Below are 25,164 nucleotides of genomic sequence, written 5' to 3' on the forward strand. Positions count from 1 at the left end.
ACCGGCGGTGCACGGACGGGCGTCGGGACCCCCGACTACTGTGACCACGCCGGGCCGACGCCCGCCGGCGGCGCCGGCGGAGCGAGCCCGGACGCCGAGCAACCACATCGCCGAGCACGACGTCGACAACCAGGAGGACCGGGTGTCCGCAGGAGAGTGGGCCGGACTGATCGCAGCGCTCGCGCTGGTGCTGCTGGTGGTGCTGCTCGCCGTCCCGATCCTCAAGCTGGGTCGCACGCTGGACGAGGCGACGCTGACCATCCGGCAGACGCGGGAGCAGAGCGGCCCGATCCTGAGCCAGGCGTCGACGACGGTCGCCCACGTCAACAGCAACCTCGAGCGGGTCGACGACATCACCGGCAACGCCGCCAACGTCTCGAGCAACGTCGCCGCCCTCAGCAGCGTCGTCGCCGCCACCCTGGGCAGCCCGCTGATCAAGGTGGCCGCGTTCAGCTACGGGGTGCGCAGCGCCGCCCGCAAGAAGCGCGAGGGCCAGGCGATCGCCGACGCGGCCGCCCGTGACAAGGCCGAGCGCCGCGCGCGCCGTGCCGCCCGGCGGGCCGCCTGATGCGCCGGCTGTTCTGGCTCGCCATGGGCATCACCATCGGCGCCCTCGTCGTCCGCAAGGTCTCCCGCGCGGCCGAGCGGATGACGCCGGCCGGCATCGGCGCCTCGGTGGCCGAGGGCCTGCGCGACCTGGCCGACGCCATCGGCGACTTCGGTGCCGACGTGCGCGCGGCGATGGCCGAGCGGGAGCACGAGCTGCGGGCCGGCACCGGCCTGGACGCGCCGCTGCCCGAGGCCGGTCAGGCCCAGCTGCCCGGCCGGCACGCCACCGACCGCTGAGCCACCTCCTCCCCGCGGGCCGCCGCACCCCGGCCGACCGCGCCTCCCAGACCGAGTAGGACATGCAGACCGCCGAGATCCGCCGCCGTTTCCTGGAGCACTTCGCCAGCCGCGGGCACACCGTCGTCCCCAGTGCCTCGCTGGTCTCCCCGGACCCGTCCCTGCTGTTCACCGTGGCCGGCATGGTGCCGTTCATCCCGTACCTGACCGGCCGGGAGCCGGCGCCCTACCCGCGGGCGACCAGCGTGCAGAAGTGCGTGCGCACCCTCGACATCGAGGAGGTGGGCAAGACCACCCGTCACGGCACGTTCTTCCAGATGAACGGCAACTTCTCCTTCGGTGACTACTTCAAGGAGGGGGCGATCCAGCACGCCTGGGACCTCGTCACCGGCTCGGTCGACGACGGCGGGCTCGGTTTCGACCCGGAGCGGATCTGGGTCACCGTCTACCTGGACGACGACGAGGCCGCCGAGGCGTGGCACCGGATCGCGGGTCTGCCGGTCGAGCGGATCCAGCGGCTGGGCAAGAAGGACAACTACTGGCACACCGGCCAGCCCGGCCCGGGCGGCCCGTGCAGCGAGATCTACTTCGACCGGGGCCCGCAGTTCGGCCCCGACGGCGGCCCGCTGGTCGACACGGCCGGTGACCGGTTCCTGGAGATCTGGAACCTCGTCTTCATGCAGTACGAGCTCACCGACGTCCGGAGCAAGGAGGACTTCCGGATCGTCGGCGAGCTGCCGAAGAAGAACATCGACACCGGCATGGGCCTGGAGCGGGTGGCCTACCTGCTGCAGGGCGTCGACAACCTCTACGAGATCGACGAGGTCGCCCCGGTGCTGCACCGGGCCGCCGAGATCGCCGGGGTGCGCTACGGCGCGGGTGGGCGGGAAGGCCACGACGACGACGTCCGGCTGCGGGTCGTGGCCGACCACGTGCGCAGCAGCCTGATGCTCATCGGCGACGGCGTCACCCCCGGCAACGAGGGCCGCGGCTACATCCTGCGCCGGCTGCTGCGCCGCGCGGTCCGCTCGATGAAGCTGCTCGGCGTCGACGAGGCCACCCTGCCCGAGCTGCTGCCGGTGTCGAGGGACGCCATGAAGGCCAGCTACCCGGAGCTCGAGGCCGACTTCGCCCGCATCGCCGCCGTCGCCTACGCCGAGGAGGAGGCGTTCCGCCGCACGCTGGCCTCCGGGACGGCGCTGTTCGACACCGCCGTCCGCGAGGCCAAGGCCGCGGGGACGCCGGCTCTCTCCGGCGAGCAGGCGTTCTCCCTGCACGACACGTACGGCTTCCCGATCGACGTCACCCTCGAGATGGCCGCCGAGCAGGGCGTGACCGTCGACGAGGCCGGCTTCCGCGCGCTCATGCAGCAGCAGCGCGACCGGGCCCGCGCCGACGCCCGCGCCAAGAAGACCGGCTCGGTCGACGTCCTGGCCTACCGCCGGCTGCTGGCCGAGCACGGCCCCACGGACTGGCGGGCCTACGAGACGCTGCGCACCGACTCCCGCGTGCTGGGCCTGGTCGCCGAGCTCGCCGCCGAGGAGGACGCGCCGAGCACCCCTGCCGGTCCGGGCGGGATCACCCGCGTGGTGCTCGACCGCACGCCGTTCTACGCCGAGTCCGGCGGCCAGGTCGCCGACGCCGGCGTCCTGACCTGGGACGGCGGCCGCGCCGAGGTGCTCGACGTGCAGCGCCCGGTCAAGGGCCTGGTCGCCCACCAGGTGCGGGTGCTCGAGGGCGAGCTCCGGGAGGGCGCCGAGCTGACCGCCGAGGTCGACCGCGAGTGGCGGCTGTCGGCCTGCCAGGCGCACTCGGGCACCCACGTGGTGCACGCCGCGCTGCGCCAGGTGCTCGGTCCGCAGGCGCTGCAGTCGGGCTCCTACAACCGCCCGGGCTACCTGCGGCTGGACTTCGCCTGGCAGGGCGCGCTGTCGGCGCAGCAGCGGCACGACATCGAGGACGTCGCCAACGCCGCCGTCCGGGCCGACCACCGGGTGAGGGCCAGCTACATGACGCTGCCCGAGGCCCAGGCCATCGGTGCGCTGGCGCTGTTCGGCGAGACCTACGGCGAGCAGGTGCGCGTCGTGGAGATCGGCGGCCCGTGGTCCCGGGAGCTGTGCGGTGGCACCCACGTGCAGGGCAGCGCCCAGATCGGCACGCTGGCGCTGACCGGCGAGTCGTCGGTCGGCTCCGGCTCCCGCCGGGTGGAGGCCGTCGTCGGCCTCGAGGGCTTCCGCTACCTGGCCCGCGAGCGCGACCTGGTCCGGCAGCTCGGCGAGCTGTTGAAGACCCCGACCGACGACGTGCTCGAGCGGGTCAGCGGCATGCTGGCCCGGCTGCGCGACGTCGACAAGGAGCTCGCCGAGCTGCGGGCCCAGCGGACCCTGGCCGCGGCCGGGGAGCTGGCCGCCGGTGCGCGCGACGTCGGCGGTGTCTCGGTGGTCACCGGCGCGCCGGGCGGACTGGGCGGCGGCGACCTGCGCACACTGGCCCTCGACGTCCGGGGTCGGCTGCCCGCCGACCGTCCCGCGGTGGTCTTGCTCGCGTCCGAGTCGGGGGGCAAGGTGGCTCTCGTGGCGGCCCTCAACCCGGCCGCTCAGGAGCGCGGGCTCAGCGCCAGCGACGTGCTGCGGGCGGCAGCGGCCCCGGTCGGCGGACGTGGCGGGGGCAAGCCAGACGTGGCCCAGGGGGGCGGTACGGACCCCGCGGGCATCCCAGCGGCCCTGCAGGCCGGCGAACAGGCGGTCGCGACCGCCGCAGGGAGGTGAGCGGAGTGCCCAGTCAGCACCCCGACCAGACCGGTCCGGCGGGCGAGCGCCCGATGCAGGGGCGGCCCGCCGTCCCTCCGTCGCGGCCGCGCGCCACCCCACCCGCCCGGCCGCAGGAGCCGGTGCACCACGCGACCGAGCAGATCGACCTGCGCGCCGGTTTCCCGCCGGTGCGGCACGAGACGGCGCAGATCGACCTCTCCGGCGGGCTGCCCGGCGGCCTGCCCATCCCGCCGCGGCAGCGGCGGCAGGGCCGTCGGCTGGGCATCGACGTCGGCAGCGTGCGCGTCGGCGTGGCGATCTCCGACCCCACCGGCACGCTGGCCAGCCCGCTGGAGACGGTGCAGCGGGCGCGGGACGAGTCCGACCTCGACCGCATCGCCGCGCTCGTCGCGGAACACGAGGTGACAGAGGTGATCGTGGGGGAGCCGAGGCACCTCTCGGGTGCGTCGGGCGCGTCGGCGAAGGAGGCGCGTGCCTACTCTCGGGCACTCGCCGGGCGCATCGGCTCCGTGCCCGTGCACCTCGTCGACGAAAGGCTCTCCACCGTGACCGCAGCCAGTTCCCTCCGGGCGAACGGTCTCGACAGCCGTCGCCAGCGTCCGGTGATCGACCAGGCCGCGGCTGTGGTCATCCTCCAGGCCTATCTGGACGCGCAGCGGGAGCGCTCGTGAGCGACCCGACCCCGCTGGGGCGGCGGGGTCGGCACGCCTCTCCCGAGTCCCCGAGCGGCGTGGCCGCGTCGGCCTGGCTGGCGTCGATGCCCAGCCGGCCGCCGGTCGGGGACGAGGGCCACCACGCCGGCCCCGCTCCGCGCCGCCGCCGGGTCGAGGACCGCAGCACCGGCCCGCTGCCCGGCCCGGTCGCACACGCCGGCGACCAGCAGTACCCGCGGCCCCCGCACCCCTCCGAGCCGCTGCCCGACCTGCCGCCGATGCCCGCGGGCGCCTGGTCCCGGCTCTCCCGCCGTCCCGACGGCGCCACCGACGACGCCACGGTCGGGCTGGGTGCCTTTCCCGCCGTCCCCGGCGCGGACGCCGACGACACCGCGGTGCACCCCGCCGAGCCCTCCGAGTGGGACGACGCGGACTCCACCGGCGGGCTGGAGGTGCTCGGCGCCTCCGGCACCCACGACGTCGGCCGCCGGCGCCGCGGCCGGCGCGCCGAGCGGGAGCACCACGCCGACGAGTACGACTCCGGCGAGTACCACGCCGACGAGCCGCCCGGCGGCGGGCGTGGCTCGGGCCGCCCGCGTCGCCGGCGCAACCCGCTGGCCGTCGTCCTGTCACTGCTGGTCCTCGCCGGCCTCGTGGGCGGCATCTTCTACGGCGGCAAGGCGCTGATCGGCCTGGTCAACCCGGGCGGTGAGGACTACACCGGGCAGGGCAGCGGCACCGTCGAGGTGCGCGTCTCCTCCGGCGACACCCTCAGCGACATCGCCCGCACCCTGGTGGCCGAGGGCGTCATCGCCTCGGCCGGCCCCTTCGTCGACGCCGCCGAGACCGAGCCCGCCGCCACCGGCATCCAGCCCGGCGTCTACGCGCTGCGCTCCCAGATGAGCGGCGCGGCCGCACTGGACCTGCTCCTGGACCCGGCCTCCCGGATGGTCTCGCGGGTGACGATCCCCGAGGGCTTCACCGTGCGGGCGGTCCTCGACCGGCTGGCCGAGGCGACCGGCAGGCCGGTCGCCGAGCTCGAGGCCGCGGTCGCCGACCCGGCCGCACTGGGCCTCCCGGCGTACGCCGGCGGCCGGCTGGAGGGCTATCTCTTCCCGGCCACCTACGAGTTCGAGCCCGACGACACCCCGGTCGACATGCTGCGCCAGATGGTCGGCCAGTTCACCTCGACCGCCCAGCGGCTGCAGCTCGAGCAGCGCGCCGCCGCGGCCGGGCGGACGCCGGCCGAGATCGTCACCGTGGCCTCCATGGTGCAGTCGGAGACTCGGCTGGACGAGGAGCGGGCCGACGTCGCCCAGGTCGTCTACAACCGGCTCGGGCAGGGCATCCCGCTCGGCATCGACGCCGCCCTGGCCTACGGGCTGGGCAAGAACGGCAACGACCTCACCGTCACCGACCTGCAGACCGACAGCCCGTACAACACCCGCACCCGGGCCGGGCTGCCGCCGACGCCGATCAGCTCCCCTGGTGAGGCCAGCCTCGAGGCGGCGCTCGCGCCGAGCGCCGGGAACCTCCTGTACTACGTGCTGGACAACGCCGACGGCGGTCACTTCTTCACCGCCGACTACGCGGAGTTCCAGGCGGCGCGGGCACGGTGCGCCGCCGCGGGCCTCGGCTGCGGTGGCTGACGCGGCCGCTGCGGGATCCAGGCGGGCGGCCGTCCTCGGCCGCCCGGTGGGGCACTCGCTGTCCCCGCTGCTGCACCGGGCCGCCTACGCGGCGCTGGGCCTCGACGACTGGAGCTACGACGCCCTGGACGTCGGCGCGGAGGACCTGCCGGTGCTGCTGGCCGGGCTCGGCGAGGAGTGGCGCGGCTTCTCGGTGACGATGCCGTGCAAGCAGGCCGCGGCCGATGTCGCCGACGTGGTCGAGCCGCTGCCGCGCCTGCTGCACGCGGCCAACACGCTGGTGCGCACCGAGGCGGGCTGGCGGGCGGAGAACACCGACGTCCTCGGCGTCGGCACCACCCTGCAGCAGGCCGGGGTCACCTCGGTGGACCGTGCCGCGATCGTCGGCGCCGGGGGGACGGCGGCGGCCGCGGCGGTGGCGCTGGCCTCGCTGGGCGCCACGCACGTCGACGTCGTCGTCCGCGAGCCGGGTCGCGCCGGGGACCTGCTGCGGGTGCTCGCCACCCTCGGCGTCCCGACGACGGTGGTCTCGCTGGCCTCCGCCGTCGTCGACGCCGAGGTCGTGGTCAGCACCGTGCCGGTCGGCGGCCAGCCGGCGGTCGCGGGGCTGCCCTGGACGGCGGAGCAGATCGTCCTCGACGTCCTCTACGACCCCTGGCCGACGCCGCTGGCGACCGCGGTCAGCGAGGCCGGCGGCACCGTCGTGGGCGGCCTCGAGGTGCTGTTCTGGCAGGCCACCGCCCAGGTGGAGCTGATGACCGGGCAGCCGGCGCCGCTCGTGGCGATGCGCGGCGCGCTCGACGCCGCCGTCGGCTCCCGCTGACCGGCGTGCCCGCCGCGGACCTCCCGCTCGGCACGATCGCCGCCCTGGCCCTCGCCGGCGGGCTGACCCTGGGACCGTGGCTGGCCCGGGTGTCGGTCCGGCTGGCCGGGCAGGACGACGCGGCGCCGACCGGGCCGCTGCGCACCGCGCTGACCGTCGTCCTGGTCGCGCTGACGCTGGCCGGCGCGCTGCTGGCCGCCGGTGTGCGGCCGGGCACCGTCGCGCTGGCCTGGGCCGGGGGAGCCGGGGTGGTGCTCGCGCAGGTCGACCTCGCCGTCCACCGGCTGCCGGACCGGGTGACCGTCCCGGCGTACGCGGCGGTGGCCACGGCGCTGCTGGTCGACGCCCTCGCGCTCGGCACCTGGACGGCGCTGCTGCGCGCCGTGCTGGCCGGCGCGGCCGCGTTCGGGCTGGCCGCCTGCGCCGCCGTCCTCTCCCCGCGGGGGCTCGGCTTCGGCGACGTCAAGCTGCTGGGCCTGCTCGGCCTGGTGCTGGGCTGGGTGGGCTGGGGTGCGCTGCTGGCCGGGGTCCTCCTCGGCCTGGTCGCCGGCGCCGCGGCGTCGGTGACCCTGGTCGCCGCCGGGCGGGCCGGCTGGCGCACCGCGCTGCCGTTCGGCCCGCCGCTGCTGGTGGGCGCAGCACTCGCCCTGGCGCTGCAGGGTCAGGCGCTGCCGACTTGAGAGAGGACCCCGTCCTCCCCACCCTTCGCAGGCCCAGGGTGGGACCCGGGACGGGGCCGGCCGACTGGCACAATCACGGTCATGTTGCGCTGGCTGACCGCCGGTGAGTCGCACGGCCAGCAGCTCACCGCCATCCTCGAGGGCCTGCCCGCCGGCGTCCGGGTCACGACGCCGGACCTGGACCTCGACCTCGCCCGCCGCCGCCTCGGCCACGGCCGCGGCGCCCGGATGTCCTTCGAGCAGGACGTCGTCTCGCTGACCGGCGGGATCCGGCACGGGCTGACGCTGGGCGGGCCGATCGCCGTCCAGGTGGGCAACACCGAGTGGCCGAAGTGGCAGACGGTCATGTCCGCCGACCCGGTCGACCCCGAGGAGCTCGCCGGCCAGGCCCGCAACGCACCGCTCACCCGTCCGCGCCCGGGTCACGCCGACCTGGCCGGCATGCAGAAGTACGGCTTCGACGACGCCCGGCCGGTGCTCGAGCGGGCCAGCGCGCGGGAGACCGCGGCCCGGGTCGCCCTCGGCGCGATCGCGCGGGCCTTCCTGCGCCAGGCCCTCGACGTCGAGGTGGTCAGCCACGTGGTCGGCATCGGTCCGGTCGTCGTCCCCGACGGCGTGGTGCCCGGTCCCCACGACAACCCCCGCGTCGACGAGGACCCGGTGCGCTGCGCCGACCCGGGGACCAGCGCGCTCATGGTCGCCGAGGTCGACGACGCCCGGAAGAACGGCGACACCCTCGGCGGGGTCGTCGAGGTGGTCGTGCACGGCCTGCCGCCGGGTCTGGGCAGCCACGTGCACTGGGACCGCCGGCTGGACTCCCGGCTGGCCGCCGCGCTCATGGGCGTGCAGTCGGTCAAGGCCGTCGAGGTCGGTGACGGGCTGGAGACCGCGCGCCGCCGCGGCTCGGTGGCCCACGACGAGATCGTGCTGGCCCCTGGTGGCGACGGCGCGGCCCGCATCCGGCGGCTGTCGGACCGCGCCGGCGGCATCGAGGGCGGCATGACCAACGGCGAGGTGCTGCGGGTGCGCGCCGCGATGAAGCCGATCTCGACGGTGCCGCGGGCACTGGCCACCGTCGACGTCGCCACCGGTGAGCCGGCCGTGGCCATCAACCAGCGCAGCGACGCCTGTGCGGTGCCCCGCGGCGCCGTCGTGATGGAGGCCATGGTGGCGCTGGTGCTGGCCGACGCCGCGCTGGAGAAGTTCGGCGGCGACTCGCTGACCGAGACCCGCCGGAACGCGCGCGCCTACCTCGACGCGCTGACGATCCGATGACCCCCGCCGGGCCCGGGACCCCCGCCCACCCGATGAGCACCGGGGGTCCACCGGGCGGGGTGCGCCGTCCGCTGCTGGTCCTGGTCGGGCCGCCGTCGTCGGGCAAGACCACCGTCGGCACCGCGCTGGCCGACCGGCTCGGGATCGCCTTCCGCGACACCGATGCCGACGTCGAGGCCGGCACCGGCCAGCGGGTCGCCGACCTGTTCGTCGACCTCGGCGAGGCGCACTTCCGAGCGCTGGAGGAGCAGGCCGTCGCGGTCGCGCTCGAGGAGCACGACGGGATCCTGGCGCTCGGTGGCGGTGCGGTGCTCAGCGCGGTCACGCGCGAGCGGCTGACCGGCTACACCCGCGCCGGCGGCACCGTCGTCTGGCTCGACGTCGACCTGGCCTCGGCCGCCCAGCGGGTGGGGCTGGGCCGCACCCGCCCGGTGCTCGGCCTCAACCCGCGGGCCACGCTGCGCACCCTGCTCGCCGCGCGGGCGCCGCTGTACGCCGAGGTCGCCACCGTCACCGTGGCCACCGGCGGGCGCGCGCCCGGTGAGGTCGTCGACGAGGTGGCGGCCGCGGTCCCCGTGCGGGCCACACCGTGAGCGGGAGCGGACCGGCGACGCGCAGGCGGGTGACGGTCCCGGGCGAGCGGCCCTACGACGTGGTCATCGGGCCCGGCGCCCAGCACGAGCTGGGGCTGGTGCTCGACGGCACCGCCCGCGCCGCCGTCGTCCACGCGCCGCCGCTGGCCGGGCTGGCCGGCGGGCTGATCGAGACGCTGCAGACCGCCGGGGTGGCCGCGGAGGCCGTCGTCGTCCCCGACGGGGAGGCGGCAAAGACCGCCACGGTCGCCGCGGGCGTGTGGGAGGAGCTCGGCCGGCTGGGCCTGACCCGGTCCGACGCCGTCGTCGGCGTGGGCGGGGGTGCGGTCACCGACCTCGCCGGGTTCGTGGCCGCGACCTGGACCCGCGGCGTGCGCGTCGTCCAGGTGCCCACCAGCGTGCTCGGCATGGTGGACGCCGCGCTCGGCGGCAAGACCGGCATCAACACCGGCGCGGGCAAGAACCTCGTCGGCGCGTTCCACCCGCCGGTGGCCGTGCTCGCTGACACCGACGTCCTCGCGGGACTGCCCGAGGCGGAGTTCCGCGCCGGGATGGCAGAGGTGGTCAAGTGCGGCTTCATCGCCGATCCCGCCCTCCTCGACCTGCTCGAGGCCGACCCGACCGGCCGCCGCGACACCGCGGAGCTCATCGAGCGCGCGGTGCGGGTCAAGGCCGACGCGGTGGGGGAGGACCTCTACGACACCGGCGTGCGCGAGTTCCTCAACTACGGGCACACGCTGGCCCACGCCATCGAGCGGGTGGAGGACTTCGGCTGGCGGCACGGCGAGGCGGTCGCCGTCGGGCTGGTCTTCGCCGCCGAGCTGGCCGGCCAGGCGGGGCTGCTGACCCGCGCCGAGGTCGACCGGCACGCCCGGCTGGTCGCCGCGATGGGGCTGCCCACCCGTTACGCCGGGGACTGGGAGCGCATCCAGTCGGTCATGCGCGTGGACAAGAAGGCCCGCGGCACCTCGCTGCGGTTCGTCGTCCTGGACGGCATCGGCAACCCGCGCATCCTCGCCGACCCCGACCAGGCCTGGCTCGACGCCGCGTGGGCGGCCGTCGGTGGAGGAGTGCCCACGTGACCGAGCTCGCGAGGTCACGCAGGGACGGAGCACGTTTCGGCACGGCGGCGATGAGCGCCAGCGAGGAGACGACGTGACGATCCAGGTGTTCAACGGCGCCAACATCGGCCGTCTCGGCACGCGCGAGCCGGAGAAGTACGGGACGACGACCCACGCGGAGCTGGTCGAGCTGATCGCGGCCACGGGCGACGAGCTGGGCCTGGAGGTGCGGGTCCGGCAGACCGACGACGAGGGCGAGCTGCTGCGCTGGGTGCACGCCGCGGCCGACGCCGGGGACCCGGTGGTGCTCAACCCGGGCGGGTGGTCGCACACCTCGGTGGTGCTGCGCGACGCGCTGGCGATGCTGACCGCCCCGCTGGTCGAGGTGCACATCAGCAACATCCACAAGCGCGAGGAGTTCCGGCACCACTCCTACGTCTCGGCGGTCGCCGACGGGGTGATCGCCGGGCTGGGCGTGCAGGGCTACGTCCTGGCGCTGCGCTGGCTGGCCGCGCAGGGGGTCGCGTGAGACGACAGGGAGTGAGCACCGCAGCGAGGTCACGGAGCCGACAGGGAGTGAGCATCGCAGCGAGGTCACGGAGCCGACAGGGAGTGAGCATCGCAGCGAGCTCTGCGAGCGAGGAGCGGAGCGACCGCGGAGGCGACCGGTGCTGTTGAGCGAGGAGCGGAGCGACCGCGGAGGCGAACGGGGGACGTCGTGAGGTACGCCGAGCGGAGGGAGCGGCTGCGGGCGACGGCGGCCGAGCGCGGGCTGGACGCCGTCCTGGTGACCGAGCTGCTCAACGTGCGGTACCTGACCGGCTTCACCGGCTCGAACGGCGCGCTGCTGCTGCGCACCGACGGCGCCGACGTCTTCGGCACCGACGGTCGCTACACGACCCAGGCCGGCACCCAGGTGCCCGACGTCGAGCTGCTGGTCGACCGCGCCACCGTCTCCGCCCTCGCCCGTGAGGCCGTGCTGCCTCGATCAGGTGGCCCGCCCGCCCGGCGCATCGGCTACGAGAGCCACCACCTGACCGTCGACGGGCTGCGCGCGCTGGAGTCGGTGCTCGCCGACGCCGCCGCCGGCGGCACGGTGCCGGAGCTGGCCAGCGTGCGGCGCGCCGTGGAGGCGTTGCGCGCCGTCAAGGACGACGACGAGGTCGACGCGCTGCGCCGGGCCTGCGCGGTCGCCGACGCGGCGCTGGCCGAGCTGGCCGCCGAAGGCGCGCTGCGGCCCGGGCGCACCGAGCGGCAGGTCGGCCGCGAGCTCGACGCCCGCATGCTGTCGATGGGCGCCGAGGCGCCGTCCTTCGAGACGATCGTGGCCACCGGCGCGAACTCCGCCATCCCGCACCACCGGCCCGACAGCACCGAGCTGCGGCCGGGCGACTTCCTCAAGCTGGACTTCGGCGCGACCGTCGACGGGTACCACTCCGACATGACCCGCACGGTGGTGCTCGGGGAGGTAGCCGACTGGCAGCGCGAGGTCTACGAGCTCGTCGCGGCCGCGCAGGCGGCGGGCCGGGCCGCGCTGGCCGTGGGCGCCGACGTGGTGGCCGTCGACTCCGCCGCCCGCGACGTCATCGCCGCCGCCGGCCACGCCGAGCACTTCACCCACGGCCTGGGCCACGGGGTGGGGCTGGAGATCCACGAGGCACCGGGCATCGGCCAGCTGGGCGCGGGTAGGCTGGCCGCCGGCATGGCCGTCACCGTGGAGCCGGGGGTCTACCTGCCCGGCCACGGCGGTGTCCGGATCGAGGACACGCTGATCGTCACGGACGACGAGCCCGAGTTGTTGACCCTCACGAGCAAGGAACTGCTGGTCCTCTAGATGGCTACCACCAACGACCTCAAGAACGGCATGGTCCTCAACCTCGACGGCCAGCTCTGGACCGTCACCGAGTTCCAGCACGTCAAGCCGGGCAAGGGCGGCGCGTTCGTCCGCACCACGCTGAAGAACGTGCTCTCGGGCAAGGTCGTCGACAGGACCTTCAACGCCGGCACCAAGGTCGACACCGCCACCGTCGACAAGCGGAGCATGACGTACCTGTACAAGGACGGCACCGACTTCGTCTTCATGGACGGCGAGACGTACGACCAGATCCACGTCCCGGCCGAGACCGTCGGCGGCGGCGCGGACTACCTGCTGGAGAACACCGAGGTCGTCGTCGCCGTCCACGAGGGCACCCCGCTCTACGTCGAGCTCCCGGTGACCCTGGAGCTGGTCGTGCAGCACACCGACCCGGGCCTGCAGGGCGATCGCTCCACCGGCGGCACCAAGCCGGCCACCCTGGAGACCGGCGCGCAGATCCAGGTCCCGCTGTTCGTCAACACCGGCGACAGGCTCAAGGTCGACACCCGCGACGGCCGGTACCTCGGCCGGGCCAACTGACGCCGCTCACATGGCTGCCCGCAGCAAGGCGCGCAAGCGTGCCGTCGACGTCCTCTACGAGGCCGACGTCCGAGGCAGCGACCCGCTGGAGCTGCTCCGCGAGCGGGTGGCGCTCGCCTCGCCGCCCATCCCCGACCACGCCGTCCGGCTGGTCGAGGGGGTGGCCGAGCACGCCGACCGCATCGACGAGCTGATCGACCGGCACGCGCACGGCTGGTCGATCGACCGGCTGCCCGACGTCGACCGCGCGATCCTGCGCATGGCGGTCTTCGAGCTGCTGTGGGTCGACGACGTGCCCGACCCCGTCGTCATCGACGAGGCCGTCGAGCTGGCCCGGACGCTGTCGACCGACGACTCGCCGCCCTACGTCAACGGCGTCCTGGGCGCGATCCTCGACGCCGAGGTCCCGACCAGCTGAGAGGACCCCGTCCTCCTCACCGCTCGCATGCTCGCGGCGAGCCTCGGGACGGGGCGCGGCCCGCGTGCTCGTCGGCATCGACGGCCCGGACGCCGCGGGGAGGACCACGCCGGCCGATCGTCTCGCCGCACGCCTGCCCGGTCCGGTCCGGTCCTCCGGGTGTCGATCGACGACTTCCCGGCTGCGCGCGACGTCCGGTACGCGCGGGGAGAGCTCTCGCCGGAGGGCTGCTACCAGGACTCCTCCGACCTGGTGGCGTTCGTGGCCGACCGGCTGCGGCCCTTCGTTCCCGGTGCGGCGTCCCTCGGGGCCTGCCGGTGCCGGAGCAGGCCGTCCTGGTTGCCGACGGCGTCTTCCTGCACCGCCCCGAGCTGCAGAGTCGCTGGCACCTCTCGGTCCACCTGCACGTGCCCGCGGCGGAGACGCTGCATCGGGCGGCGGTCCGCGACCGCGCACTGATGGGTGCGGAGATCGAGCGCCGGCACCGCCACCTGCCCGGCCAGGCGCTCTGCCGCAGGGAGGTCGACCCGGCCCCCACGGCGGACGTCGTCGTCGACGACACCGACCCGGCGGCGCCCGTCGTCCTCCGGTGGGGGTGACGCCCGCCGGACGAGGGCCCGCAGCGGGTGGTGCGGCGTCCCCGGGGTGTGGGATGGGCAGCAGCCCCGGACGCCGAGGGCCCACCCCGACGTCGGAGTGGGCCCTCGGCGTCCTGCCCCGTCCCGAGGCTCGCCGCGAGGGGCGAGCGGTGAGGAGACGGGTCCTCCGTCAGCGCGGGGTGCGGCGGCGCTCCCAGTTCGGGTTGACCTCGTCCTCGTCCTCGTCGCCGCCGAAGCCGACGACGCTCTCCATGCCGGGGGAGAGGACGCCCCACTCGATGAGCCGGCTGGTCAGCTCGTCGGGGCTCATGTCGTAGATGATCGCCAGCGACTTGAGGTCCTCGGCGCGGATCGAGAGGACCTTGCCGTTGTAGTCGTGGCGCTGCGCCTGGATGGTCGAGGCGTACCGGGCCAGCGGGCCGGCCTCGTCCGCGGGCAACGAGCCCAGCGACTCGAGGTTCAGCACGATCTTCGTCGTCGAGGTGACCGCCGAGCTGGGCCGCGGGTCGGGCAACAGCTCGGAGACCGGGACCCCGTAGAAGACCGCCAGCTCCGAGAGCCGCTGCACGGTCACCGCACGGTCGCCGCGCTCGTAGGAGCCCACGACCACCGCCTTCCAGCGGCCGTGCGACTTGTCCTCGACTCCCTGGAGCGAGAGGCCTTGCTGGTTGCGGATGGCGCGGAGCCGGGCACCGAGGGCCCGTGAGTAGTCGGTGCTCATCGCTTCCTGCTCACTGTCCGTCGTCGGGGGCGGGTTGTCGTCACGGAGCGTACTGGTCGAGCGGGTCCACCGACACCGGGACACTCCTCCGGGTCAGAAGGGGCCCGATCATGCCCGCGCCCGGCGCGTCGCGGGTCACATCGCCGCGTGCAGTACGGTCGATGCCGGTCCGACCACTCCTTTAACGACCCGTCCCGTGAGGCGGGGAAGGAGGCCTGATGGCCCGCACGACCGAGCATGCCCACGGCGGTGCACCGTCGCCGTCCGCAGTGCTCTCCGCCGCCGACGTGACCCGCGTGGTCGACCGGATGGCCCACCAGCTCATCGAGAAGTGCGCGGGGGACGACGGCCGCGCCGACGTCGTCCTCGTCGGCATCCCCACCCGCGGCGCCCCGCTGGCCCGCCGGCTGGCCGCCCGTGTGGAGGCGTTCTCCGGGTTCCCGGTCGACGTCGGCACCGTCGACATCACGCTCTACCGCGACGACCTGCGGATGCGCGGCGTCCGCGCGCTGGAGGAGACCGTGCTCCCCGAGGGCGGCATCGACGGCCGCCTCGTCGTCCTGGTGGACGACGTCCTGTACTCCGGCCGGTCCGTGCGGGCGGCGCTGGACGCGCTGCGCGACCTCGGCCGCCCGCGCGCGGTGCAGCTCGCGGTGCTGGTCGACCGCGGCCACCGCGAGTTGCCCATCCGCGCCGACTACGTGGGCAAGAACCTGCCGACCTCGCGCAGCCAGTCGGTGCGGGTCCGGCTGGCCGAGGTCGACGGCGTGGACGAGGTCGTCGTGACGGAGGGGGAGCAGTGAGGCGACGGGGAGCGGGCATCGCAGCGAGCCCTGCGAGCGCGGAGCGGAGCGACCGCGGAGCCGAGCAGGGGAGCAGAGCGTGAAGCGCCACCTGCTGGAGGCCGCCGACCTGGACCGCGGCGACGCGACGCTGGTGCTCGACACCGCCGCGCAGATCGACGCCGCGCTGGCCGGCCGCGAGGTCAAGAAGCTGCCCACGCTGCGCGGACGGACGGTGGTCAACCTCTTCTACGAGGACTCCACCCGCACCCGGATCTCCTTCGAGCTGGCCGCCAAGCGCCTGTCGGCCGACGTCATCAACTTCTCCGCCAAGGGCAGCAGCGTCTCCAAGGGGGAGAGCCTCAAGGACACCGCGCTGACCCTGGAGGCGATGGGCTCCGACGCCATCGTCGTCCGGCACTCGGCCTCGGGCGCCCCGCACCGGCTGGCGAACTGGGTGCGCGGCAGCGTGGTCAACGCCGGCGACGGCACCCACGAGCACCCGACCCAGGCGCTGCTGGACGCCTACACGATCCGGCACCGGCTGGGCCGGCTCGAGGGCGTGCGCGTGGCGGTGGTCGGCGACGTGCTGCACAGCCGGGTGGCCCGCTCCAACGTGTGGCTGTTGCACACCCTCGGCGCCGAGGTCACCCTGGTCGCGCCGCCGACGCTGCTCCCGGTCGGGGTGGGCAGCTGGCCGGCGGAGGTCTCCTACGACCTGGACGCCGTCCTGCCCAAGGCCGACGTGGTGATGATGCTGCGGGTCCAGGCCGAGCGGATGAACGCCTCGTACTTCCCCAGCGCCCGCGAGTACAGCCGCCGCTACGGGCTGGACGCGCGCCGGATGGGCGCCCTGGGCGACGACGCGATCGTCATGCACCCGGGCCCGATGAACCGCGGGATGGAGATCGCCGCCGAGGTGGCCGACTCCGTCCGCTCCACGATCGTCGAGCAGGTCGGCAACGGGGTCTCCGTGCGCATGGCCGTGCTCTACCTGCTGCTGGGAGGACGCGCGAGTGAGTGAGCATCGCAGCGAGCCCCAGCGAGCGAGGAGCGGAGCGAACGGCGAGCGGAGCGAGAGAGGGGACATGGCATGAGCACCCTGATCACGGGCGCCCGCCCCTACGGCGAGGACGCCGCCGACATCCTCGTCGAGGACGGCCGGATCACCGCGATCGGCGAGTCGCTGTCGGTCCCGGGCGCCGACGTCGTCGACGCCGCGGGGCTCGTCGCGCTGCCCGGCCTGGTCGACCTGCACACCCACCTGCGCGAGCCCGGTCGGGAGGACGCCGAGACCGTCGAGACCGGCAGCCGCGCCGCCGCGCTGGGCGGCTACACCGCGGTGCACGCCATGGCCAACACCGACCCGGTCGCCGACACCGCCGGCGTCGTCGAGCAGGTGTGGCGCCTGGGCCAGGAGGCCGGCCTGGTGGACGTCGTCCCCGTCGGCGCGGTGACCGTGGGGCTGAGGGGGGAGCGGCTGGCCGAGCTCGGTGCGATGGCCGACTCCGCCGCCCGGGTGCGCGTCTTCTCCGACGACGGCCACTGCGTCGCCGACCCCGCCCTGATGCGCCGGGCGCTGGAGTACGTCAAGGCGCTCGACGGCGTGGTCGCCCAGCACGCCGAGGAGCCGCGGCTCACCGTCGGCGCGCAGATGCACGAGGGCGACCGCTCCGCCCGCCTCGGGCTGACCGGCTGGCCGGCCGCCGCCGAGGAGGCGATCATCGCCCGCGACGTGCTGCTGGCCGACCACGTCGGCGCCCGGCTGCACGTCTGCCACGTCTCGACCGCGGGCTCGGTGGAGATCCTCCGCTGGGCGAAGTCCCGCGGGGTGCAGGTCACCGCCGAGGTCACCCCGCACCACCTGCTGCTCACCGACGAGTGCGCCGAGGGCTACGACCCGGTCTTCAAGGTCAACCCGCCGCTGCGCACCGACGCCGACGTCGAGGCGCTGCGCGCCGGGCTGGCCGACGGCGTGATCGACGCGGTGGCCACCGACCACGCGCCGCACGCGGTCGAGGACAAGGAGACCGAGTGGGCGCACGCCCGGCCCGGGATGCTGGGCCTGGAGCAGGCGCTGTCGGTGGTCGTCGCGACGATGGTCGAGACCGGCCGGCTCGACTGGCGCGGCGTCGCCGACCGGATGTCGACCCGCCCGGCGGCCATCGGCCGGCTCGACGGCCACGGCCGCCCGCTGGCCCCCGGCGAGCCGGCCAACCTGCTGCTGCTGGACCCGGGCACGCGCGCGGTCGTCGACCCCGCCGCGCTGGCCAGCCGCAGCCGCAACAGCCCCTACGCCGGCCGGGAGCTCCCCGGCCGGGTGGTCGCGACGTTCCTGCGCGGCGTCCCCACCGTGCTCGACGGAAAGGCTCAGAAGTGACAGAGGCGCTGCTCGTCCTGGAGGACGGGCGCACGTTCCGGGGCGAGGCCTACGGTGCGGTCGGGACGACGCTGGGCGAGGCGGTGTTCGCCACCGGGATGACCGGCTACCAGGAGACGCTGACCGACCCCAGCTACGCCCGCCAGATCGTGGTGATGACCGCGCCGCACATCGGCAACACCGGGGTCAACGAGGAGGACGACGAGAGCCGCCGCATCTGGGTGGCCGGCTTCGTCGTCCGCGACCCCGCCCGCCGCCCGGCCAACTGGCGGGCCACCGGCAGCCTGGACGACGAGCTGGCCGAGCAGGGCGTCGTCGGCATCAGCGGCATCGACACCCGCGCGCTGACCCGCCACCTGCGCGAGCGCGGCGCGATGCGCGCCGGCATCAGCAGCGAGGGCCTCCCGGTCGAGGAGCTGCTGACCCGGGTGCGCGGCTCGGAGAGCATGAGCGGCGCCGACCTCGCGCCGTCGGTCACCGCGAACGACCCCTACGTCGTCCCGGCGGTGGGGGAGAAGCGGTTCACCATCGCCGCGCTCGACCTCGGCATCAAGACCGCCACCCCGCGGCACCTGGCCGAGCTCGGCGTGGAGACGCACGTGCTGCCGGCCACCGCGACCGCCGAGGACCTCCTCGAGGCGGGTCCCGACGGCGTCTTCCTCTCCAACGGCCCGGGCGACCCGGCCGCCGCCGACTACGCGGTCGACGCCGTGCGCGGGGTGCTCGACGCCCGCCGGCCGCTGTTCGGCATCTGCTTCGGCAACCAGATCCTCGGCCGGGCGCTGGGCCTGGGCACCTACAAGCTGCGTTTCGGCCACCGCGGCCTCAACCAGCCGGTGCTCGACCGGGTCAGCGGCACGGTGCGGGTGACCAGCCACAACCACGGCTTCGCCGTCGACGCCCCGCTGGACCGGCCGACCGACACCCCCTACGGGCGGGTCGAGGTCAGCCACGTGGGCCTGAACGACGACGTGGTGGAGGGGCTGCGCTGCCTCGACCTGCCGGCGTTCAGCGTGCAGTTCCACCCCGAGGCCGCCGCCGGCCCGCACGACGCCGCGCCGCTGTTCCAGCGGTTCGTCGACCTCATGGAGACCGCCCGCACCGGGGACGCGCAGGCCGGTGGGCCGCCGCCGCAGGTCGAGCACAGCACCGCGGAGAAGAGCGCCTGATGCCCAGACGGGACGACATCCACCACGTGATGGTGATCGGCTCCGGGCCGATCCTCATCGGCCAGGCCGCCGAGTTCGACTACTCCGGCACCCAGGCCTGCCGGGTGCTCAAGGCCGAGGGGCTGCGGGTCAGCCTGGTCAACAGCAACCCGGCGACGATCATGACCGACCCGGAGATCGCCGACGCCACCTACGTCGAGCCGCTGACCCCGGAGTTCGTCGAGAAGGTGATCGCCAAGGAGCGCCCCGACGCGCTGCTGGCCACCCTCGGCGGGCAGACCGCGCTCAACATCGCCATCGGCCTGTACGAGAACGGCGTGCTGGAGAAGTACGGCGTCCGGCTGATCGGCGCCGACGTCGACGCCATCAACCGCGGCGAGGACCGGCAGCAGTTCAAGGACATCGTGCGGTCCATCGGCGCCGACGCCCCGCGCTCGCGGGTCTGCTCGTCGGTCGAGGAGGCGCTGGAGACCGCCGCCGAGGTCGGTTACCCCGTCGTCATCCGGCCGAGCTTCACCATGGGCGGGCTGGGCTCGGGCTTCGCCACCGACGAGGCCAGCCTGCGCCGCATGGCCTCCCACGGCCTGGCCGACTCCCCCGTGCACACCGTCCTCATCGAGGAGTCGGTGCTGGGCTGGAAGGAGTACGAGCTGGAGCTGATGCGCGACCGCAGCGACAACGTGGTCGTCATCTGCTCGATCGAGAACGTCGACGCGATGGGCGTGCACACGGGGGACTCGGTGACCGTCGCCCCGGCCATGACCCTCACCGACCGCGAGTACCAGCGGATGCGCGACGTCGGCATCGCGGTGCTGCGCGAGGTCGGCGTCGACACCGGCGGCTGCAACATCCAGTTCGCGGTCAACCCGGCCGACGGGCGCCTCGTCGTCATCGAGATGAACCCGCGGGTGTCGCGGTCGAGCGCGCTGGCGTCCAAGGCCACGGGCTTCCCGATCGCCAAGATCGCCGCGAAGCTGGCCATCGGCTACACGCTCGACGAGATCACCAACGACATCACCGGCGTCACCCCGGCGTCGTTCGAGCCGGCCCTGGACTACGTCGTCGTCAAGATCCCGCGGTTCGCGTTCGAGAAGTTCCCCGGCGCCGACCCGCGGCTGACCACGACGATGAAGAGCGTCGGCGAGGTCATGGCGCTGGGCCGGAACTTCCCCGAGGCGCTGGGCAAGGCCATGCGGTCCACGGAGACGAAGACCGCGGGTTTCTGGACCGGGCCGGAGGACACCCGGTCGGCGGCCGAGTTGCTCGAGGCGCTGCGCACGCCGGTCGACGGGCGGCTCTACGTCGCCGAGGCCGCGCTGCGCGCCGGTGCCACCGTCGAGCAGGTCGCCGAGGCCAGCGGCTTCGACCCGTGGTTCGTCGACCAGATCGCCTTGGTCGGCGAGGTCGGCGCCGAGGTCCGCGACGCGCCGTCCCTCACGGCGGAGCTGCTGCGCCGGGCCAAGCGGCACGGCCTGTCCGACCGGCAGATCGCCGCGCTGCGCCCCGAGCTGGCCGGTGAGGACGGCGTCCGGACGCTGCGCCGGCGCCTGGGCGTGCGGCCGGTCTACAAGACCGTCGACACCTGTGCCGCCGAGTTCGCCGCCCGCACCCCGTACCACTACTCGTCCTACGACGAGGAGACCGAGGTCGAGCCGCGGGAGAAGCCGGCGGTGCTGATCCTGGGCTCGGGACCCAACCGGATCGGGCAGGGCATCGAGTTCGACTACTCCTGCGTGCACGCCGTGATGGCGCTGCAGGACGCCGGCTACGAGGCCGTGATGGTCAACTGCAACCCCGAGACCGTCTCCACCGACTACGACACGGCCGACCGGCTGTACTTCGAGCCGCTGACCTTCGAGGACGTCCTCGAGGTGGTCGAGGCCGAGCGCGCCGCCGGCCCGGTCGCCGGGGTCATCTGCACCCTCGGCGGGCAGACGCCCCTGGGCCTGGCGCAGCGGCTCAAGGACGCCGGGGTGCCGGTGCTGGGCACCTCGCCGGAGTCGATCGACGCCGCCGAGGACCGCGGGGCGTTCTCGCGGGTGCTGTCCGACACCGGCCTGCAGGCGCCCAAGCACGGCACGGCGACCGCCTTCGCCGAGGCGCGGGAGGTCGCCGCGAGCATCGGCTACCCGGTGCTGGTCCGGCCGTCGTACGTGCTCGGCGGGCGCGGCATGGAGATCGTCTACGACGACGCCACGCTCGAGGCGTACATCGCCAAGGCCACCGACGTCAGCCCCGAGCACCCCGTGCTGGTCGACCGGTTCCTCGAGGACGCCGTGGAGATCGACGTCGACGCGCTCTTCGACGGCTCCGAGCTCTTCCTGGGCGGCGTCATGGAGCACATCGAGGAGGCCGGCATCCACTCCGGCGACTCGGCGTGCGCCCTGCCGCCGATCACCCTGGGCACCGACGACGTGGTCCGCATCCGGCGGGCGACCGAGCAGCTCGCCGCGCGCATCGGCGTCCGGGGGCTGCTCAACGTCCAGTACGCGCTCAAGGACGACGTCCTCCACGTCCTCGAGGCCAACCCCCGGGCGTCGCGCACGGTGCCCTTCGTCTCCAAGGCGACCGCGGTGCAGCTGGCCAAGGCCGCGGCCCGGATCGCGGTGGGGGAGACGATCGCCGAGCTGCGTGCCGCCGGCGTGCTCCCCGCGACCGGGGACGCAGCCGACCTCCCCGCGGACATGCCGATCGCGGTCAAGGAGGCGGTGCTGCCCTTCCACCGGTTCCGCACCGTCGAGGGACACGGCGTCGACACCGTGCTGGGCCCGGAGATGAAGTCCACCGGCGAGGTCATGGGCCTGGACACCGGCTTCGGCACCTCCTTCGCCAAGTCGCAGGAGGCCGCCTACGGGTCGCTGCCCACCGAGGGCACGGTCTTCGTCTCGCTGGCCAACCGGGACAAGCGCTCGGCCGTCTTCCCGGTCAAGCGGCTGGCCGACCTCGGCTTCCAGGTGATGGCCACCGCCGGCACCGCGCAGGTGCTGCGCCGCAACGGCGTGGCCTGCGAGGTCGTCGGCAAGGTCAGCGACGGCCCGGGCAACTGCGTGGAGCGGATCCTGGCCGGGGACGTCGGCATCGTCGTCAACACGCCGTTCGGCTCGCCGGGGAACAGCGGGCCGCGGCTGGACGGCTACGAGATCCGCACCGCCGCCGTCGCCGCGGGCATCCCGTGCATCACCACGGTGCAGGGCCTGGCCGCAGCGGTGCAGGGGGTCGAGGCGCTGCGCCGCGGGGACGTCGGGGTGCACAGCCTGCAGGAGGTCCACTCCGCGCTCGCCGGCGGCACCCATGGCGGGCCGAGCACGTTCGCCGGGACCGGGGCGTGACCACGGCGTCGCGCAGCGACGCCGTCGGGCGGGTGCGGGACGACCTGGTGGCCCGCGGGCTGGTCGACGGCCTGCCCGCGGCGTTCCTCGCCGGGGTGACCCGCTTCGCGCGGCCGCCGCAGCCGGAGCTCGACGCCCTGGCGGCGGCGGCCCGCGGGGTGGCGGCGCGGCTCGCCACCGGGGACGCCTGCGACGAGGACCTGCCGCTGCTGACCCGCGTGCTGTTCTTCGCGCGCCACGCGGCGGTGCTCGCCGACGCCGGCGTGCCGACCCCGGCCTACGACGTCCTCGGCTCCTACCGCGACAACCTGACCACCCCGGTCGGGCCGCGGCTGCCGCAGCGCCCGGTCGCCGGCGGACGGCGCTGGCGGGTGCTGGGCCGGGACGTCGGCTTCCCCATCGGCGTGCCCGCCTGCGTGCTGGGCGGCGGTGCGGAGTGGGTCCGCCACTTCGCGCGCAACGGCTACAGCGTGCTGACCTACAAGACCGTCCGCAGCCGCGCGCACGAGCCCAACGAGCAGCCCAACTGGGTCTTCGCGCAGCGGGAGACGCGCAGCCTGCCCCCGGGCGCGGCCGCCGAGGTCACCGCCGACCCGTGGGACTGGGTGCTCCCGGGCTCGCCGGAGGTCAGCACGGTCAACTCCTTCGGCGTCCCGTCACCGGCGCCCGAGGAGTGGGCGGCCGACCTCGAGCGGTCGCTGGCCGCCGTCGACGACGACCAGCTGCTCCTGGTCAGCGTCATGGGTGAGGGCGACGGCCCCGCCCTGGTCGACGACTTCGCCCTCACCGCCCGGCTCGCGGAGGAGGCCGGTGCGAGCGTCGTCGAGCTCAACCTGTCCTGCCCCAACACGCTCAACCCCTCGGCGCCGGGCGTGAAGCCGCCGCTGTGCCTGGACGCCGACGCGACCGTCGCCGTGGTCGAGGGCGTGCGCCGCGCGCTGGACGACCGCACCGGGCTGGTCGCCAAGCTCTCCTGGCTCGACGAGCCGCGGCTGGCCGCGCTGGTGCCGAGGCTCGCGCCGCTGGTCGACGGCGTCGCCGGCATCAACACGCTGCAGAGCCGGGTGCGGCGCAGCGACGGCGAGCCGACCTTCCCCGGCCGCGAGCTGGCCGGGCTGTCGGGGGCGGCGGTGCGCGACTCCGCGTTGGACTTCACCCGCCGGCTGGTCGCCCTGCGCGAGGCCGGGAGCCGGCACTTCGACGTCCTGGCCATGGGTGGCGTCACCGACCCGGCGTCGTTCGAGGCGCTGTTCGCCCTGGGGGCCGACGCGGTGCAGTCGGCGTCGGGTGCCTTCGCCAACCCGTTCCTCGCCCGTGACTGCGTCGACGCGCTGGGTGGCACCCTGCCTCGGGCGGTGGCCAGGTGACCGAGCTCGCGAGGTCACCCATGGACCCGGCACGGTCCGGCACGGGCCCGACGAGCGCCGGCGAGGAGGGCGCGTGACCGCCCCGTTCGGACGGCGCCTCGCCGACGCCGTCTCCGCCCGCGGGCCGCTGTGCGTCGGCATCGACCCGCACGCGCCGCTGCTGGAGCGCTGGGGGCTGCCCGACAGCCCCGAGGGCCTGGCGCGGTTCACCGGCACCGTCGTCGACGCCCTCGCCGGCACCGTCGCCGTCCTCAAGCCGCAGCTGGCCTTCTACGAGCGGCACGGCTCGCGCGGCCTGGCCGTGCTGGAGGACGGCGTCGCCCGCGCCCGCGCCGCCGGCGCGCTGGTGCTGCTCGACGCCAAGCGCGGGGACATCGGCTCGACGATGGACGGCTACGCCGGCTACCTGCGCCCGGACCACCCGATGGCCGCCGACGCCCTGACCGTCAGCCCCTACCTCGGCCCCGGCTCGCTGCAGCCGGCCGTCGACACCGCCCGCCGGCACGGCGGGGGCCTGTTCGTGCTGGCCCGCACCTCCAACCCGGACGCCGGCACGCTGCAGCACGCGGTCGTGGACGGGCGGTCGGTCGCGCAGGTCGTCGTCGACACCGTGCGGGACTGGAACGCCGCCGACGGGTCCGGCTCCTTCGGCGTCGTCGTGGGGGCCACCCTGCACGAGCTGGACGTCGACCTCACCGACCTCGGCGGGCCGGTGCTGGCGCCGGGGCTGGGCGCGCAGGGCGGGTCGGTGACCGACCTGCGCCGGCTGTTCGGACGCGGCACCGCCGTCGTCCCGACCGTGTCGCGGGACGTGCTGGCCGCCGGGCCCGACCCGGCCGGGCTGCGCGCCGCTGCCGAGCGCTGGACCGCGGAGCTGACCGGCTGAGGCGCCGCCGTGCCCCGGCGCGGTCCGCGCCTCGCCGCCGGCAGCTGTCCACGGTCGGAAGCGGTACCCGACCAGACCCCTGTCCGGCCGTTCACCAGCACGTATACGCCGCCGACCGGCGTGTCGGACCCGGCGTGTCAGAACGGTTCCGGCCGGGACCGTCCGGTACCGACACCAGGTCTGAGCAGCGGGTATGACCGTGCGTGAGCAATTTTGGTCACTCATCGTGACAAGCGGCTCACGGATTGCCGGAAACCCGGGGTTCAGACCCGCGTGACCTGCACATATAGGTGGAGCTAGGTTGGCCGACAGGCTCAGCAGTGAGTCCTGCCCCCGACACAGCCCGAGCCCCGCCGGCCGATCGGATGACCGGCGACGACAGATTGGGTCGCACCATGCCCCTCCCTGACCTGTCCCCCGAGCAACGTGCCGCGGCCCTCGAGAAGGCCGCGGCCGCCCGCAAGGCCCGAGCCGAGTTGCGCGAGCGGCTCAAGAGCAAGGGCGCCACGGTCGGTGACGTCCTGCGCCAGGGCGAGACCGACGAGGTGATCGGCAAGATGCGCGTCTCCGCGGTCCTGGAGTCCCTGCCCGGTGTGGGCAAGGCCCGGGCTGCGAAGATCATGGAGCGGCTCGAGATCTCCCCGACCCGCCGGGTGCGCGGTCTGGGTGCCAACCAGCGCCGGGCCCTCGAGACCGAGTTCGGTGGCGAGAAGGTGGCCGCCGAGCAGGTCCCCGTCGAGGGCTGACCCGCAGGACCAGGCACCGGA

24 protein-coding genes are annotated in these 25,164 nt (G+C 74.8%); 23 read left to right on the forward strand and 1 reads right to left on the reverse strand.

Annotation, left to right across the window (positions count from 1 at the left end; all coding sequences use genetic code 11):
- Window positions 1–40 precede the first annotated feature (40 nt).
- The 15 genes from ACI79G_RS03525 (at window position 41) to ACI79G_RS03595 (ending at window position 13,763) form a co-directional block, all read left to right on the forward strand.
- Window positions 41–568 (forward strand): DUF948 domain-containing protein, encoded by a 528-nt coding sequence (locus ACI79G_RS03525; protein WP_456879763.1) that lies wholly within the window; start codon window positions 41–43, stop codon window positions 566–568.
- On the forward strand, window positions 568–846 hold the full coding sequence (locus ACI79G_RS03530) for a hypothetical protein (RefSeq protein WP_456879765.1): 279 nt from the start codon (window positions 568–570) through the stop codon (window positions 844–846). The genes ACI79G_RS03525 and ACI79G_RS03530 overlap by 1 nt, the downstream gene beginning before the upstream one ends.
- A gap of 62 nt (window positions 847–908) precedes the next feature.
- Complete coding sequence (gene alaS / locus ACI79G_RS03535; RefSeq protein ID WP_456879767.1) at window positions 909–3,614, forward strand: alanine--tRNA ligase; 2,706 nt, start codon at window positions 909–911, stop codon at window positions 3,612–3,614.
- A 122-nt stretch (window positions 3,615–3,736) separates the two neighbouring features.
- Window positions 3,737–4,288 (forward strand): Holliday junction resolvase RuvX, encoded by a 552-nt coding sequence (gene ruvX / locus ACI79G_RS03540; protein ID WP_456879768.1) that lies wholly within the window; start codon window positions 3,737–3,739, stop codon window positions 4,286–4,288.
- The gene (gene mltG, locus ACI79G_RS03545) at window positions 4,285–5,919 is read left to right on the forward strand and encodes an endolytic transglycosylase MltG (RefSeq protein ID WP_456879769.1); all 1,635 of its coding nucleotides are present in this window, start codon (window positions 4,285–4,287) and stop codon (window positions 5,917–5,919) included. Before ruvX ends, mltG begins: the two co-directional genes overlap by 4 nt.
- The gene (locus tag ACI79G_RS03550; protein WP_456879770.1) at window positions 5,912–6,742 is read left to right on the forward strand and encodes a shikimate dehydrogenase; all 831 of its coding nucleotides are present in this window, start codon (window positions 5,912–5,914) and stop codon (window positions 6,740–6,742) included. The genes mltG and ACI79G_RS03550 overlap by 8 nt, the downstream gene beginning before the upstream one ends.
- 5 nt (window positions 6,743–6,747) lie before the next feature.
- The gene (locus tag ACI79G_RS03555) at window positions 6,748–7,422 is read left to right on the forward strand and encodes a prepilin peptidase (RefSeq protein WP_456879771.1); all 675 of its coding nucleotides are present in this window, start codon (window positions 6,748–6,750) and stop codon (window positions 7,420–7,422) included.
- A gap of 81 nt (window positions 7,423–7,503) precedes the next feature.
- Window positions 7,504–8,697: a chorismate synthase gene (gene aroC, locus ACI79G_RS03560; RefSeq protein WP_456879772.1), complete on the forward strand. Its 1,194-nt coding sequence runs from the start codon at window positions 7,504–7,506 to the stop codon at window positions 8,695–8,697.
- A 32-nt stretch (window positions 8,698–8,729) separates the two neighbouring features.
- On the forward strand, window positions 8,730–9,290 hold the full coding sequence (locus tag ACI79G_RS03565; RefSeq protein ID WP_456879773.1) for a shikimate kinase: 561 nt from the start codon (window positions 8,730–8,732) through the stop codon (window positions 9,288–9,290).
- 29 nt (window positions 9,291–9,319) lie between these two features.
- Window positions 9,320–10,372, forward strand: a complete 1,053-nt coding sequence (gene aroB, locus ACI79G_RS03570) for a 3-dehydroquinate synthase (RefSeq protein WP_456879774.1) — start codon at window positions 9,320–9,322, stop codon at window positions 10,370–10,372.
- Between the two features lie 73 nt (window positions 10,373–10,445).
- On the forward strand, window positions 10,446–10,880 hold the full coding sequence (gene aroQ / locus ACI79G_RS03575) for a type II 3-dehydroquinate dehydratase (RefSeq protein WP_456879775.1): 435 nt from the start codon (window positions 10,446–10,448) through the stop codon (window positions 10,878–10,880).
- 189 nt (window positions 10,881–11,069) lie between these two features.
- Window positions 11,070–12,185: a M24 family metallopeptidase gene (locus ACI79G_RS03580; RefSeq protein WP_456879776.1), complete on the forward strand. Its 1,116-nt coding sequence runs from the start codon at window positions 11,070–11,072 to the stop codon at window positions 12,183–12,185.
- Window positions 12,186–12,746: an elongation factor P gene (gene efp / locus ACI79G_RS03585; RefSeq protein WP_091217941.1), complete on the forward strand. Its 561-nt coding sequence runs from the start codon at window positions 12,186–12,188 to the stop codon at window positions 12,744–12,746.
- Between the two features lie 10 nt (window positions 12,747–12,756).
- Window positions 12,757–13,164: a transcription antitermination factor NusB gene (gene nusB / locus ACI79G_RS03590; protein ID WP_456879777.1), complete on the forward strand. Its 408-nt coding sequence runs from the start codon at window positions 12,757–12,759 to the stop codon at window positions 13,162–13,164.
- A 317-nt stretch (window positions 13,165–13,481) separates the two neighbouring features.
- The gene (locus tag ACI79G_RS03595) at window positions 13,482–13,763 is read left to right on the forward strand and encodes a hypothetical protein (RefSeq protein WP_456879778.1); all 282 of its coding nucleotides are present in this window, start codon (window positions 13,482–13,484) and stop codon (window positions 13,761–13,763) included.
- 169 nt (window positions 13,764–13,932) lie between these two features.
- Here the strand turns inward: ACI79G_RS03595 and bldD are convergent, their stop codons facing one another.
- Entirely contained in the window at window positions 13,933–14,484 is a 552-nt protein-coding gene (gene bldD, locus ACI79G_RS03600; RefSeq protein WP_091217936.1) for a transcriptional regulator BldD, read from the reverse strand.
- A gap of 218 nt (window positions 14,485–14,702) precedes the next feature.
- On the opposite strand from bldD, the gene pyrR reads away from it, so the two are divergent.
- The 8 genes from pyrR to mihF all read left to right on the forward strand — a co-directional run bounded on the left by pyrR (window position 14,703) and on the right by mihF (window position 25,143).
- On the forward strand, window positions 14,703–15,287 hold the full coding sequence (gene pyrR, locus ACI79G_RS03605; RefSeq protein ID WP_456879779.1) for a bifunctional pyr operon transcriptional regulator/uracil phosphoribosyltransferase PyrR: 585 nt from the start codon (window positions 14,703–14,705) through the stop codon (window positions 15,285–15,287).
- 79 nt (window positions 15,288–15,366) lie between these two features.
- Complete coding sequence (locus ACI79G_RS03610; protein WP_456879780.1) at window positions 15,367–16,290, forward strand: aspartate carbamoyltransferase catalytic subunit; 924 nt, start codon at window positions 15,367–15,369, stop codon at window positions 16,288–16,290.
- 69 nt (window positions 16,291–16,359) lie between these two features.
- On the forward strand, window positions 16,360–17,646 hold the full coding sequence (locus ACI79G_RS03615; RefSeq protein ID WP_456879781.1) for a dihydroorotase: 1,287 nt from the start codon (window positions 16,360–16,362) through the stop codon (window positions 17,644–17,646).
- Window positions 17,643–18,815 (forward strand): glutamine-hydrolyzing carbamoyl-phosphate synthase small subunit, encoded by a 1,173-nt coding sequence (gene carA / locus ACI79G_RS03620; protein WP_456879782.1) that lies wholly within the window; start codon window positions 17,643–17,645, stop codon window positions 18,813–18,815. Before ACI79G_RS03615 ends, carA begins: the two co-directional genes overlap by 4 nt.
- Window positions 18,815–22,144, forward strand: a complete 3,330-nt coding sequence (carB, locus tag ACI79G_RS03625) for a carbamoyl-phosphate synthase large subunit (RefSeq protein ID WP_456879783.1) — start codon at window positions 18,815–18,817, stop codon at window positions 22,142–22,144. Before carA ends, carB begins: the two co-directional genes overlap by 1 nt.
- Window positions 22,141–23,511 (forward strand): dihydroorotate dehydrogenase, encoded by a 1,371-nt coding sequence (locus tag ACI79G_RS03630; RefSeq protein WP_456879784.1) that lies wholly within the window; start codon window positions 22,141–22,143, stop codon window positions 23,509–23,511. Before carB ends, ACI79G_RS03630 begins: the two co-directional genes overlap by 4 nt.
- A gap of 73 nt (window positions 23,512–23,584) precedes the next feature.
- On the forward strand, window positions 23,585–24,397 hold the full coding sequence (pyrF, locus tag ACI79G_RS03635) for an orotidine-5'-phosphate decarboxylase (protein ID WP_456879785.1): 813 nt from the start codon (window positions 23,585–23,587) through the stop codon (window positions 24,395–24,397).
- Window positions 24,398–24,792: 395 nt separating this feature from the next.
- Window positions 24,793–25,143 (forward strand): integration host factor, actinobacterial type, encoded by a 351-nt coding sequence (gene mihF / locus ACI79G_RS03640; protein ID WP_091217915.1) that lies wholly within the window; start codon window positions 24,793–24,795, stop codon window positions 25,141–25,143.
- Window positions 25,144–25,164: the final 21 nt, after the last annotated feature.

The sequence above is a fragment of the Geodermatophilus sp. SYSU D00779 genome, from assembly GCF_054050595.1.